This is a genomic window from Azotobacter salinestris, from assembly GCF_009363155.1.
Classification (GTDB): Bacteria; Pseudomonadota; Gammaproteobacteria; order Pseudomonadales; family Pseudomonadaceae; genus Azotobacter; species Azotobacter salinestris.
The window spans coordinates 2,347,817-2,360,238 of sequence record NZ_CP045302.1 but is presented as its reverse complement, the minus strand read 5'-3'; the positions used below and the strand labels follow the sequence as shown (position 1 = coordinate 2,360,238).

General features: G+C 69.2%; 10 protein-coding genes. 3 read left to right on the top strand and 7 right to left on the bottom strand.

Features of this window, described 5'->3' with window-relative positions; genetic code table 11:
* Positions 1 to 150: 150 nt before the first annotated feature.
* Entirely contained in the window at positions 151 to 1,002 is an 852-nt protein-coding gene (gene aroE / locus GCU53_RS10990) for a shikimate dehydrogenase (protein ID WP_152387650.1), read from the top strand.
* Between the two features lie 157 nt (positions 1,003 to 1,159).
* Here aroE and dctM read toward each other — a convergent pair whose 3' ends face one another.
* The 6 genes from dctM to GCU53_RS10960 form a co-directional block, all read right to left on the bottom strand.
* Positions 1,160 to 2,443 carry a C4-dicarboxylate TRAP transporter large permease protein DctM gene (dctM, locus tag GCU53_RS10985; RefSeq protein ID WP_152387649.1) on the bottom strand — a complete coding sequence of 428 codons (1,284 nt, stop codon included), beginning with the start codon at positions 2,441 to 2,443 and terminating at the stop codon, positions 1,160 to 1,162.
* The gene (locus GCU53_RS10980; RefSeq protein ID WP_152387648.1) at positions 2,440 to 3,072 is read right to left on the bottom strand and encodes a TRAP transporter small permease; all 633 of its coding nucleotides are present in this window, start codon (positions 3,070 to 3,072) and stop codon (positions 2,440 to 2,442) included. The genes dctM and GCU53_RS10980 overlap by 4 nt, the downstream gene beginning before the upstream one ends.
* A gap of 92 nt (positions 3,073 to 3,164) precedes the next feature.
* The gene (gene dctP, locus GCU53_RS10975) at positions 3,165 to 4,157 is read right to left on the bottom strand and encodes a C4-dicarboxylate TRAP substrate-binding protein DctP (protein ID WP_152387647.1); all 993 of its coding nucleotides are present in this window, start codon (positions 4,155 to 4,157) and stop codon (positions 3,165 to 3,167) included.
* 398 nt (positions 4,158 to 4,555) lie between these two features.
* Positions 4,556 to 4,930 carry a bacteriocin gene (locus GCU53_RS10970; RefSeq protein ID WP_152387646.1) on the bottom strand — a complete coding sequence of 125 codons (375 nt, stop codon included), beginning with the start codon at positions 4,928 to 4,930 and terminating at the stop codon, positions 4,556 to 4,558.
* Positions 4,931 to 5,118: 188 nt separating this feature from the next.
* Positions 5,119 to 6,501 carry a sigma-54-dependent transcriptional regulator gene (locus tag GCU53_RS10965; RefSeq protein ID WP_152387645.1) on the bottom strand — a complete coding sequence of 461 codons (1,383 nt, stop codon included), beginning with the start codon at positions 6,499 to 6,501 and terminating at the stop codon, positions 5,119 to 5,121.
* On the bottom strand, positions 6,498 to 8,309 hold the full coding sequence (locus GCU53_RS10960) for a sensor histidine kinase (protein ID WP_152389860.1): 1,812 nt from the start codon (positions 8,307 to 8,309) through the stop codon (positions 6,498 to 6,500). Before GCU53_RS10960 ends, GCU53_RS10965 begins: the two co-directional genes overlap by 4 nt.
* A gap of 453 nt (positions 8,310 to 8,762) precedes the next feature.
* On the opposite strand from GCU53_RS10960, the gene GCU53_RS10955 reads away from it, so the two are divergent.
* The gene (locus GCU53_RS10955) at positions 8,763 to 9,653 is read left to right on the top strand and encodes a LysR family transcriptional regulator (RefSeq protein WP_152387644.1); all 891 of its coding nucleotides are present in this window, start codon (positions 8,763 to 8,765) and stop codon (positions 9,651 to 9,653) included.
* Here the strand turns inward: GCU53_RS10955 and GCU53_RS10950 are convergent, their stop codons facing one another.
* Entirely contained in the window at positions 9,654 to 11,000 is a 1,347-nt protein-coding gene (locus GCU53_RS10950; protein ID WP_152387643.1) for a cation:proton antiporter, read from the bottom strand.
* Positions 11,001 to 11,385: 385 nt separating this feature from the next.
* On the opposite strand from GCU53_RS10950, the gene GCU53_RS10945 reads away from it, so the two are divergent.
* Entirely contained in the window at positions 11,386 to 12,384 is a 999-nt protein-coding gene (locus tag GCU53_RS10945) for an LLM class flavin-dependent oxidoreductase (RefSeq protein ID WP_152387642.1), read from the top strand.
* The last annotated feature ends 38 nt before the right edge of the window (positions 12,385 to 12,422 follow it).

The window sequence follows — 12,422 nt, the reverse complement described above, 5'->3', positions numbered from 1 at the left end:
TTTTCCTGTCTGCCGATTCTTCCGTGGAGGAGCGGCACTCGTGCGTCGTTCGTCGCCGGGCTTGCTTCGGATTAATAATTCATTCATCGTGAATTAATCGGTCGCGGTCGAATCAATCCATCAATCGACAGACCGTTGTGGGAGTACACCATGGAGCCAAACTTCCTGAGCACGCTGACCGGATCGTTCGCGATGCCGGCCGCCGAGAATCCGACGGTGGCGATGGTCGAGGCCGCCTATCGCCATCACGGACTCGACTGGCGCTACATCAACTGCGAGGTGGCGCCGCAGTTTCTCGGCGATGCCGTGCGGGGCGCGAAGGCCATGGGCTGGGCCGGCTTCAACTGCTCGATTCCCCACAAGGTCGCGGTCATCGAGCATCTCGACGGGCTCGGCCCGTCGGCCGAAATCATCGGCGCGGTCAACACCATCGTCCGGCGCGGCGATGCCTTCATCGGCGAAAACACGGACGGCAAGGGGTTTGTCCAGGCCATGCGCGAGGTCGTCGACCCGCGTGGCAAGTCCGTGGTGATCTTCGGCGCGGGCGGCGCGGCGCGTGCGGTGAGCGTGGAACTCGCCCTGGCCGGCGCCAGCTACATCACCGTGGTCAACCGCAGTCGCGACACCGGCCAGACGCTGGTCGATCTGCTGAACGAGAAGACCGGCACCTGCGCCGAGCTGCGCCAGTGGAACGGCACCGTGGACGTGCCGCGCGATACCGACATGCTGATCAACGCCACCTCCATCGGCCTGTATCCGAACGTCGACCAGCGTCTCGATCTCGATCTGGATTCGCTGCATCCCGGCATGGTGGTTGCGGACGGCATCCACAACCCACCGCGAACCCACCTGATCCGCAGCGCCGAGGCGCGCGGCTGCCGCGTGCTCGACGGGCTGGGCATGCTGGTCAATCAGGGCGTCATCGGCATCAAATACTGGACGGGCATCGATGTCGACGCAGCGGTGATGCGCCGGGCGCTGGAGAACATCTTTCATGCATAGCGCCGGCCCTCGATTCGGGAGCCCGGCTGTCTCTCCCTGAGCATCCAGGCCGCCTTCGCCGGGCAGGGGCGACGAACCTTTCGCTGCCCGGCGCGGCGAGGTCGAAAAAAAGCCCGGCGCAGGGCCGGGCAAAGGCAAGGGTCGGTTGCGTGGCGACTCAGCTCATTCCCAGCCAGTTGGGCAGGGCCAGGGAGATAGCCGGGACGTAGGTGATGACCAGCAGGAAGCCGAGCAGCATCAGCAGCCAGGGCATCGCGGCATGGATCACCCGGCCGATCGGCATGCCGGTCACCGCCGAGGCGACGAACAGATTGAGACCCACCGGCGGGGTGATCAGGCCGATTTCCATGTTCACCACCATGACCACCCCCAGGTGGATCGGGTCGATGCCCAGCTTCACGGCGATGGGGAAGAGGATCGGCGCGAGGATCAGGATGATCGCCGAGGGCTCCATGAAGGCGCCGGCGACCAGCAGCACGATGTTCACCACCAGCAGGAAGGCCCAGGGCGACAGGCCCATCTCGATCACCCAGGCGGTGATGGTCTGCGGGATCTGCTCGGTGGTCAGCACGTGGGCGAAGAGCATGGCGTTGGCGATGATGAACATCAGCATGATCGACAGCTTGCCCGACTCCAGAATCACCTTGGGCGCCTCGCGCAGGGTCATGTCCTTGTAGACGAACAGCGCGACGAAGCCGGAGTAGACCGCCGCCACGGCAGCGGCCTCGGTGGGGGTGAACATTCCCGAGTAGATGCCGCCGAGGATGATCACCATCAAGAGCAGGCCCCAGATCGCCTTGCGCGCCGCGGAGAGCCACTCGCGGAAGGTCGCCCGCGGCAGCGCCGGCAGGTTCTTCTTCAGCGCGACCATGTAGATGGCGACCATCAGCACCGTGCCGAGCAGCACGCCCGGCACCACGCCGGCCATGAACAGCTTGCCGACCGAGGTTTCGGTGGCGGCGGAGTAGACCACCATCACCACCGAGGGCGGGATCAGGATGCCCAGGGTGCCGGCGTTGCAGACGATGCCGGTGCCGAACGCCTGCGGGTAGCCCGAGCGCACCATGCCGGCGATGGCGATGGAGCCGACCGCCGCCACCGTGGCCGGCGAGGAGCCGGACAGCGCGGCGAACAGCATGCAGGCCAGCACCGCGCTGATCGCCAGGCCGCCGCGGATGTGCCCGACGCAGGCGTTGGCGAAGTCGATCAGCCGGCGCGCCACGCCGCCGGTGGTCATGAAGGCGCCGGCCAGCAGGAAGAAGGGGATCGCCAGCAGGGTGTAGTGCTCGGAGGTCTCGAACAGCTTGATCGCCAGCGAGCGCACCGAGTCCGGGCTGAACAGCATGATGGTCAGCGAGCCGGCCAGGCCCAGGGACACGGCGATCGGCACGCCGATGAACATCAGCGCGAAAAGGACGAGGAAGAGGAACAGGATGGTCATTTTCTCAGTTCCTCGTGGTCGGTCAGCTTGGCCGCCTCGGCGGCCTCGTCGGCCAGGCCCAGGCCGGTCTGCTGGCCTTTCAGGATGCGCACGAAGATCTCCATGAAGCGGATGAACACCATGGCGAAGCCCAGCGGCACGATCAGGCCGATGTGCCACTGCTGGATGCCGAAGTGACCGAGGTCCTCGGCGCCGATGGCGGCGTCGAACAGGGTCTTCACCCATTCGAAGCTGGCCACGCCGAGCAGGCCGGCATAGGCCAGGCAGGCCAGGCAGCCGATCAGGCCGATGATGCGCTGCACCGGCTTGCTGGCCAGCTTGACCAGCGCGTCGACGCCGATGTGGCCGGCGGTGCGCACGCCGTAGGCCAGGCCGAAGAAGATCAGCCAGGCGAACAGCGCCTTGGTCAGGGCGTTGCTCCAGGTCATCGCCTGAGCCCACTCGAGGATCGGGTCGCCGAGGGCGTAGAAGAAGTCGCTGGCGAACGCGAAGCGGTCGCCCAGGGCGTAGAAGAAGGCGTAGAGGTTGTTGAGCATGACGTAGACGAACGTCACCAGGGTCATGGCCGCCAGCAGGAAGGCGATGAAACCTTCCTCGAAGCGGTCCCAGACCTGACGCAGGGCATGCATGGCAGGTGTCTCCGGTAGGGGGACCAGGAGCGGGCCCCGTGGCGGGTGACGACGCTGCAGCCGACCCGCCCGGCGGGGCTATCCGCGGGACATCAGGGCTGGTTGGCGGCCTGGGCGGCCTTGATCAGGTCTGCGCCGATCTCGCCTTCGAACTTCTTCCACACCGGCTGCATGGCCTCGCGCCACTTGGCGCGCTGCTCGGGGGTCAGCTCGATGATCTCGGTGGTGCCGGCGGCCAGGATGCGCTGCTTGTCGCCCTGGTTGAGGGCGTCGGCCTGCTTGTTCACCTCGGCGCTGACCTCGTCCATGATCTTGCGCAGCTCGCTGCGCACGTCGTCCGGCAGACCGTTCCAGAACTTAGTGTTGGTGATCACCATATAGTCCAGAAGGCCGTGGTTGGACTCGGTGATGTACTTCTGCACCTCGTGCATCTTCTGGCTGTAGATGTTCGAGTAGGGGTTCTCGGCGCCGTTGACCACGCCGGTCTGCAGGCCCTGGTAGACCTCGGCGAAGCTCATCTTGCGCGGGTTGGCGCGCACCGCCTTGAACTGCTCCTCGAGCACCGCGGAAGCCTGCACGCGGAACTTCAGGCCGCGGGCGTCCTTCGGCTCGTACAGCGGCTTGTTCGCCGACAGCTGCTTCAGGCCGTTGTGCCAGTAGCCGAGGCCGGTGATGCCCTTGCTTTCCATCGAGCTCAGCAGGCCCTGGCCGGCCGGGCTGGCCTGGAAGCGGTCGACCGCGGCCATGTCGTCGAACAGGAACGGCAGGTCGAAGACCTGGACGCCCTTGGAGTAGTGCTCGAATTTGGCCAGCGAGGGGGCGATGATCTGCACGTCGCCGAGCAGCAGCGCCTCCATTTCCTTGCCGTCGCCGAACAGCGAGGAGTTCGGGTAGACCTCGACCCGTACCTTGCCGGGCAGGCGTTCCTCGGCGAGCCGCTTGAACATCAGGGCACCCTGGCCCTTGGGGGTGTTTTCCGCCACCACGTGGGAGAACTTGATGACCACGGGGTCGGCGGCCTGGGCCAGACCGGCAAGGCCGACGGAGAGGGCACAGACGAGTGCTTTGGCAGTCAACCTGAGCATGGATACTTCCTTTTTTGCTTGTTGTGATTGTTGGCGACCCCGGACGCGGGGCTCGGGCAAGCGCTCAGGACAAGTCTAGGCGGCATTTGCCGGTGGGTCGGCAGGAGGCCTTCGACAGACTCTGTGCTTGCCGGGGAAGGGCCATAGCAATTGCCATGCCAGCGCGGCTTGGCTCCGCTGTCTTCGCAGAGGGTGTGACGGCGAGCCCGGCGGCCCCGGCAATGGTGCGTGCGGTGACCGCAGGGATGTTCGGTGGGGCCGCCTGGCGGAAATCCGCCAGTGCGATGGTGGGAACCCGGCGGAATCTCGCCGCCGGGCGTCCTGCCCGCGCCCCGGCCGGGGCGCTGGGGCATGGGCAAGGCCTGCGGTGTGCAGGCCTTGCCGTGCAGCCGGGACGATCAGTCGTGCCGGTGCCTGGAACTGCCTACGTTGGTGCCGATGGCGCCGCCGGCCGCACCGCCCAGACCGGCACCAATGGTGGCGCCGGTGCTGCCGCCGAGCTTGTTGCCGAGTAGCGAGCCGCCTGCGGCGCCGAGACCGCCGCCGATGGCCGCCTTGGTCTTTTTGCCATCCCTGGCGGTGACGGCGCCACCGGCCGCCGCGCCCAGGCCGGCGCCAACCGCGGCGCCGGTGCTACCGCCGAGCTTCTGGCCGATGACGTTGCCCAGGGCGCCGCCCACGCCGCCGCCCAGGGCTGCCTTGGTGCCGTCGCCGGCCATGACGCCCTGGGCGAGCAGAAGGCTCAGACTCAGAACGGAAAGTGCTCTACGCATACTGCAACCTCTGATTCAAGGAAAAGGCAACGCATTGTGGCGGGCGGCCGGGTGTTGGGCAAACGCCCGGGTTGCCGTCTGTCTGCCTGCCTGGTGGCAAGGCGGACGCCGAAGCCCTTCGGGCGCGGTCGTCGGTGCGTCGACCGCTCTGGCGTAAGGCTTTCCGGGCGGTGGCGGCAATCCGCCGCTCAGGCGGCGTCATCTGGCGGGTTTCCGCCATCGGCGAAGCTCAGGCCGTGCTTGCGCAGCTTGTCGTGGAGGGTCTTGCGCGGTATGCCGAGGGCTTCGGCCAGGCTGCGCAGGGAGCCGTGCGGACGGCTCAGCTCGGTGGCGATCAGCGCGCGCTCGAAGGCTTCCACCTGCTCGGTGAGCCGGCCGCCGGCCACCGGCGGCTCCATGGCGGTCTGGCCCGGAGCCGGGCCGAGGCCCAGCTCCAGGCCGAGGGCGAAGCGCTCGGCGGCGTTCTGCAGCTCGCGCACGTTGCCCGGCCAGGGGTGCAGCATCAGCTGGGCGCGCTGCTCCGGCTGCAGGCTGCGCGGCGGCAGACCGTGGCGGGCGCTGGCGGCGTCGGCGTAGTGCTGGAACAGCAGCAGGATGTCCTCGCCGCGCTCGCGCAGCGGCGGGATGCGCAGCGGCGCGACGTTCAGCCGGTAGTAGAGGTCGGCACGGAAGCGGCCCTGGTCGGCGGCCTGGCGCAGGTCCTCCTTGGTCGCCGCGACGACCCGGATGTCCAGCGGGATCAGCTGGTTCGAGCCGACCCGCTCGACCGCCCGCTCCTGCAGCAGGCGCAGCAGCTTGACCTGCACGTCGAGGCTCATGCTCTCGATCTCGTCGAGGAACAGGGTGCCGCCGTTGGCGAACTCGAACTTGCCGATGCGGCGCTTCTGCGCGCCGGTGAAGGCGCCGGCCTCGTGGCCGAACAGCTCGCTCTCGACCACCGATTCGGCCAGGGCGCCGGCGTTGATCGCCACGAAGGGCCCGTCGCGGCGCGCCGACAGGTCGTGCAGGGCGCGCGCCACCACCTCCTTGCCGCTGCCGGTCTCGCCGAGAATCAGCACGTCGGCGCTGGTCGCCGCCAGGGCGCCGATCTGCTCGCGCAGGCGGGCGATGGCCGGCGACTGGCCGAGCAGGCGGGAAGCCAGTTCCTGGCGGTCGGCCAGCGCCAGGCGCAGGCTGCGGTTGTCCAGCACCAGGCGGCGCAGGTCGAGGGCGCGGCGCACGCTGTCGAGCAGGTCCCCGCTGGCGAAGGGCTTCTCCAGGAAGTCGTAGGCGCCGGCGCGCATCGCCTGCACCGCCAGCGGCACGTCTCCGTGGCCGGTGATCAGGAGCACCGGCAGCCCGGCGTCCAGCGCCTTGAGCTGGCCGAGCAGCTCCAGGCCGTCGATGCCGGGCATGCGGATGTCGCTGACCACCACCCCCGGCCAGTCGCGGTCGATGCGCTCGGCCAGGCCGCGGGCATCGGCCAGGGCGCAGACCTTGAGGCCGGCCAGGTCGAGGGTCTGGCTGAGGGCCTGGCGCAGGTGCGGGTCGTCGTCGATCAGCAGCACCTGGGTCGTGGCATCGACGGTCATGGATAGTCCTCCACGGTCTGGGCGCCGACCGCGCTGGTGGCCGGCTGCAGGTTGAGGGTGACCAGTGCGCCGCCGCCCGGCTGGTTGGCCAGCAACAGCTCGCCGCCCAGGGCGTTGACCAGGCTGTCGCAGATGGCCAGGCCGAGGCCCAGGCCGCGGGCGGTGGTCTTGGTCGTGTAGAAAGGTTCGCGGGCGCGCGCCAGGGCCTCGGCGGAAAAGCCCGGGCCGTTGTCGCGCAGGCTCAGGCTGATGCGCCCGTCGTCGAGGATCCGCGTGCTCAGCCACAGACGCCGCGGCGGCGCCCGGTCGGCCAGCGAGTCGAGGGCGTTGGCCAGCAGGTTGCCGAGCACCTGGCGCAGGCGCGTCTCGCCGGCCTGCACCCAGAGGGTGGCGTCCGGCAGGTCGCGGATCAGCTCCACCTCCAGGCTGCGCCGGCGGTTGGCGAGCAGGGCCAGGGCGTCCTCCAGCGCCGGCTGCAGGGCGACGCTTTCCGGGGCCTGGCGGTCGCGGCGGGCGAAGGCCTTGAGGTGGGCGATGATCAGCGCCATGCGCTTGGTCAGCTGGCTGATCTGCTGCAGGTTGTCGCGGGCCTCGGGATAGCGCTCGTGGTCGAGCAGCACGCCGGCATTGTCGGCATAGCTGCGGATCGCCGCCAGCGGCTGGCTGAGCTCGTGGCTGATGCTCGCGCTCATGGTGCCGAGGGCCGAGAGCTTGCCGGCCTGGACCAGGTCGTCCTGGGCGCGGACCAGCTCCTGCTGGGCCTGCTCGCGCTCCAGCACCTCGCGCTTCAGGCGCTGGTTGAGGTCTTCCAGATCCTGGGTGCGCTCCTGCACGCGGCGCTCCAGCTCCTGGCGGGTGCGGCTGTCCAGGGCGATGCGCTCCAGGTAGTGGCGGCGCCGCTGCAGCAGCAGGCCGAGCAGCAGCATCAGCACCAGCAGCCCGGCACTGCCGCTGACCAGCACGGCGCGCACCGAGCGTTCGAGCAGCGTGCGCGGGGCGAGGATCTGCACCGTCCAGCCGGTTTCCTCGATGTGCTGCTGCTGGATCAGCCAGTCCCTGGAGTTCAACTGCAACGGCTGCGGATCGCGGGTCGGGTAGGGCAGGTTGGCAGCGATCTCGGCCAGCTCGCCGGCCTCCAGCGGCCGGGTGGCGCGGAAGCGCCAGTCGGCGTGCGAGGTGAGGATCACCACGCCGTGCTTGTCGGTGGTCAGCAGGCGTTCGGGGGTATTGCCCCAGAGCTGTTCGGTACGGTCGAGGTCGACCTTGACCACCAGCACGCCGAGGGGCTCGCCGCCGTTGCGCACCGCGGCGGCGAAGTAGTAGCCGCGCTTGCCGGAGGTGGTGCCGAGGCCGAAGAACTGTCCCTGGCGGCCGGCCATGGCCTCGCTGAAGTAGGGGCGGAAGGCGAAGTTGCGGCCGATGAAGCTGTCCGGCTGGTCCCAGTTGGAGGCGGCCAGGGCGAGGCCGCTGGCATCCATCAGGTACAGCGAGTCGGCGCCGGTGCGCTCGCGGATCTTCTTGAGCAACTCGTTGGCCTCGGCCATCGCCTCGGCCTGCTGGGGCTGGCGCAGCACGTTGTGCAGCGCCGGCAGGTCGCCGAGGATTTGCGGCAACACCTCGTAGCGGCGCAGGGTGCCGAGCAGGTTGGCGACGTAGAGGTCGAGGGTCTGGCGGTTCTGCTGCAGCAGCTCGCCGAGGTAATAGCGCTCGGCCAGTTGCTGCAGCGGCCAGAGCAGCGGCGCCAGCAGCAGGGCGAGCAGCGCCAGGCTGCGCCAGCGCGGACGGCGGAGGAAGGAGGGCAGTTGCATGAGAATGCGCTCGACGGATGGGGTGGGGCCTGTCATCCATTATTTCCCACGACGGCGGGTAATGGATGACCGACTCTCGACTGACGTATCGCTTGCAGGAATCGTGCACGCTTCCAGGCACTGGCGTGCTTTTCTCCTGGGACGATTGCCGGCAAGCTGGCGCCTGGTTACAGGGTCTGTTGACGTTTTGGCGTAGGCCGCGACGGCGGCCCGTTTGGCGCAAAACAAGGAACGAGGAGAGAAGTTTGGTCATTCCAAATGAACGACGAGCGACGCCGTGCTGCGCCAAACGGGCCCCGTCCCTATGGGTTGCGCGTCAAATGCCGCCATGCGGCGTTGCGGGTCTTGGCAAGGGAATGACCATTGCCGGCGACCCGCGCCTAACCTGGCGGCATTTGGCGCGGCAACGCGGCTCACGCCAAAACGTCAACAGACCCTAGCAAAGGCCGTCGCGTGGACATCAAGCAGCTCAAATTCCTCGTCGCCCTCGAACAGACCCGGCATTTCGGCCAGGCCGCCGCTCGCTGCCACGTGACCCAGCCGACCCTGTCGATGCGCATCCGCGACCTCGAGGCGGAGCTGGGCCTGGAGCTGATCCGCCGCAGCCACCGCTTCGAGGGCTTCACCGAGGCCGGCCTGCGCGTGCTGGCCTGGTCGCGGGCCCTGCTGGCGGCGGAGGAAGGCCTGCACGCCGAGGCCGCCGCCTGCCGCGGCCAACTGGTCGGCACCCTGCGCCTGGGCGTGGTGCCGCTGGCCGGCTTCGACCCGGTGAATCTGGTCGGCCTGTTCGCCGAGCTGCATCCCAGCCTGCGCTTCAGGATCTGCGTGCTCAGCAGCGAGCAGATCTTCGAGCAGCTCGGGCGCAACCAGCTCGATCTGGGCATCTCCTATCTCGAACAGCTCGACCGCGTGCTGTTCGACGCCCACCCGCTGACCGAGGTGCACATGGGCCTGCTGCACGACCCGCGGCGCTTCGACTTCGCCGCGCCGGCGCTGGGCTGGGCGGAGCTGGCGGACCTGCCGCTGGGCCTCTTGTCGACCGGCATGCACTTCCGCCAGTCGATCGACCACGGCTTTCGCCGCCACGGCCTGACCCCCAACCTGCGCCTGGAAACCGATGCCGTCTACCTGCTGGTGCGCGCGGTCGGCGCCGGCCTGTGCTGCGGCATCGTCCCCCTCGAGGGCGGCTTCGAGCGCGAGTCCGAGCATCTGCGGCTGACGCCCATCGAGGACGCTCACACCCTCGCCCCGCTGGGCCTGATCATCCGCCGCGCGGCGCCGCGCTCGCCGCTGGCGGAGGCCTGCTTTCGCGAGGCCAAGGCGTTCTTTCGCACGCCGCGCTGATCAGGGCTCCTGCGAGCGCTGGCGCTCGTAGCGGTCGAGCAGCGGCTGGGTGGTGACGCCGTGGATCAGGATGCTCAGGGCGATCACCGACAGGGTGATGTCGACGCTGTCGTGCAGCGCGGCCGGCGTGGTGCTGTGGTTCACCGCATAGCTCAGGTAGTAGAGGCTGCCGATGCCGCGGATGCCGAACCAGCCGATCAGAAAGCCCTGGGCCCGGCTGAGCCCGTGGCGGTCGAGCAGCAGGCGCGCGCTCAGCGGGCGGATGAGGCAGAACAGGACCAGGCCCAGGCCGATCGCCCGGGCATCCCAGTGGGTGGCGAGCAGAACGCCCAGGAGGGTCACCAGCAGCACTTCCAGCGAGCGCTCGAGCAGATTGCCGAAGGCCAGCATGTCGCGCATCAGGACGCCCGCGGCGAAGGTCGGATTGGACAGCTTGCGCGGGTCCAGCCGGCCGCTCGGCGAGACCGTGCCGCCCAGGTGGCCGATCACCGGCAGGGTGCGCTCCTCGGCGGGAATGGCGGCGTGCCGGGACGAGGACACCTCGGCGCGGCGCAGGCCGACGCCGGCCGCGAACACCGCGAGGAAGCCCCAGGCGCCGGCCAGGTCGGCCAGCACGTAAGCCATGCCGATCAGCGCCAGCTCGAGGAAGTCGTTGGGCGAGAGGATGCTGTCGCTGTACTTGGCCCGCAGGTAGATGGACAGGCGGCCGATCTGCCGGCCGAGGTAATAGCCGATCGCCAGGCCGGCCGGGACTGCCCAGAGCAGCCGGTGCAGTGCCCAGCCGCCGAGCCAGTCGGTCTCGAGGCCGCCGTGCTGCATGAACAGCAGGGCGAACACCACGAAGGGGAAGGCCGTGCCGTCGTTGAGTCCGGCCTCACCCGAAAGGGCATAGCGCACCCGGTCGAAATCGCGGGCGTGCACCACCTGGACCAGGCCGGCCAGCACCGGGTCGGTCGGCGCCAGCACGGCGCCGATCAAGAGCGCGCTGCCCCAGTCCAGACCGAACAGGTAGCGGCAGGCCAGGCTGGTGCCGGCGATACACACCAGCATGATCGGGCCGGCCAGCAGGTAGGCGTTGAGCCAGGCGCGGTCCAGCAGCGGTAGGCGCAGCTTGAGGCCGGTGACGAACAGCGAGACCAGCACGGCGACCTCGGTCAGGTGCTCCATCCACGGCGCGACCTCCTGGAAGGCCTCGTGCCACAGGCCCAGGCCCTGTGGCCCGATCGCCAGGCCGAAGCCCAGGCAGACCACCGAGGTGGTCACCGGAAGCCAGCGCAGATAGGCCGAGCCCAGGGCCAGGATGAGCAGAAGCGAGCTGAGTACGGCGGTCCAGTCGATGAAGCTCATGGCGGCGGCTCCGGAACGGCGAGCGATAAGGATTCGAGGTGCGATTCGGGCGACGGTTCGGCGCCTGGCTGCCCGGCAAACCGTTCCGTCGGCATCGGCCAATGCGCTGTGCTTGTCCGCTGGAGTAAAGACAGGCCATCGCCATGCCGGTAGGGCGGGCGAGGAAAGAAGGTTCGCCGGGCGCGGGTACGCCGGCCATGGAAGGCGGCCCGGTAGGGGCCTGTATTGCCCGTCGGGCCGATGGCGAAGAGGAGGCTTGGTGGCTTCTTAGAACATGAAGATCTTTATAACCATATGAATAATGGTTTTTGGATATTAACGAGCCGGCTCAGTAGGCTCCCGCTCCAGCATTCCCTTCCGCACATTCGCCTATCGGAGCCGCAGCATGCTCAGCGTCAGCCGCCTCGAATTCATCGGCGTCCTCCCCGCGCGGGAGATCCGCAAACCCCTGCCGTCCGGCGCCGTGCCGCTGGACAGGGCCTACCTCGGCGCCTGCGCCCGTGCCTTGGAGCACGGCGGCTTCGACGCGGCGCTGATCGGCTGGCACGATGCGGCCCCGGACGGCCTGCAGGTGGCTGCCCACGTCGCCCAGCAGACCCGCCGGCTCGGTCTGCAGGTGGCGCACCGGCCGGGCCTGCTGGCGCCGACCGAGGCGGCGCGCCAGTTCGCCACCCTCGATCATTTCAGCGACGGCCGTGTGGCGCTGCGCCTGGTCGACGACGGGATGCCGCAACGCGACGGCGACTTTCTCGACCGCAGCGACTGGCCGGCGCGCAGCGACGAGTACCTGACCCTGCTGCGGCGCGCCTGGAGCGGCACCAAGCCCTTCGACTTCGACGGCCGCCACTACCGGGTGAAGGGCCACCAGGCCGCCCTGCGCCCCTTGCAGGCGCGCCTGCCGATCCACTGCGGCGGCGCCTCGCCGGCCGCAGCCAGGCTGGCCGGCCGGCATGCCGACGTCTATGTGATGATCGGTGAGCCGCTCGCCACCATCGCCGTGCGCATCGGCATGGTGCGCGCCGCCGCCGCGCGCGAGGGGCGCGCCGGGGCGGTGCGCTTCGGCCTCTCGCTGCGGGTGATCCTCGGCGCCAGCGAGGCCGAGGCCTGGTCGCGGGCCGGCCGGCTCCTGCCCTTCGCCTCGCACGGCCAGGTGTTCGACGACTGCCTGTGGTGCGGCCTCGACGGCGACTCCGCGACCCTGGTCGGCACCCCGAGGCAGGTCGCCGAAGCCTTCGCCGCCTACCACCGCCTCGGCGTCGAGAGCTTCCTGGTGCGCGGCTTCGACCCGCTCGCCGACGCGCTCGAATTCGGCCGCGAGTTGCTGCCGCAGGTGCGCGAGCGGATTCCCCTGCGCCTGCCGGTCGAGGCCTTCTCGCCCTTCTGACTTCCCCCGCCGGCGGGGCGGACCACGCCGTCGCCGGC

Coding starts and splice junctions, on each gene's coding strand:
- GCU53_RS10960 (WP_152389860.1), bottom strand. CDS start 8,309: ATGCAACTGCCCTCCTTCCTCCGCCGTCCGCGCTGGCGCAGCCTGGCG.
- GCU53_RS10950 (WP_152387643.1), bottom strand. CDS start 11,000: ATGAGCTTCATCGACTGGACCGCCGTACTCAGCTCGCTTCTGCTCATC.
- GCU53_RS10945 (WP_152387642.1), top strand. CDS start 11,386: ATGCTCAGCGTCAGCCGCCTCGAATTCATCGGCGTCCTCCCCGCGCGG.
- dctP (WP_152387647.1), bottom strand. CDS start 4,157: ATGCTCAGGTTGACTGCCAAAGCACTCGTCTGTGCCCTCTCCGTCGGC.
- GCU53_RS10965 (WP_152387645.1), bottom strand. CDS start 6,501: ATGACCGTCGATGCCACGACCCAGGTGCTGCTGATCGACGACGACCCG.
- aroE (WP_152387650.1), top strand. CDS start 151: ATGGAGCCAAACTTCCTGAGCACGCTGACCGGATCGTTCGCGATGCCG.
- GCU53_RS10980 (WP_152387648.1), bottom strand. CDS start 3,072: ATGCATGCCCTGCGTCAGGTCTGGGACCGCTTCGAGGAAGGTTTCATC.
- GCU53_RS10970 (WP_152387646.1), bottom strand. CDS start 4,930: ATGCGTAGAGCACTTTCCGTTCTGAGTCTGAGCCTTCTGCTCGCCCAG.
- dctM (WP_152387649.1), bottom strand. CDS start 2,443: ATGACCATCCTGTTCCTCTTCCTCGTCCTTTTCGCGCTGATGTTCATC.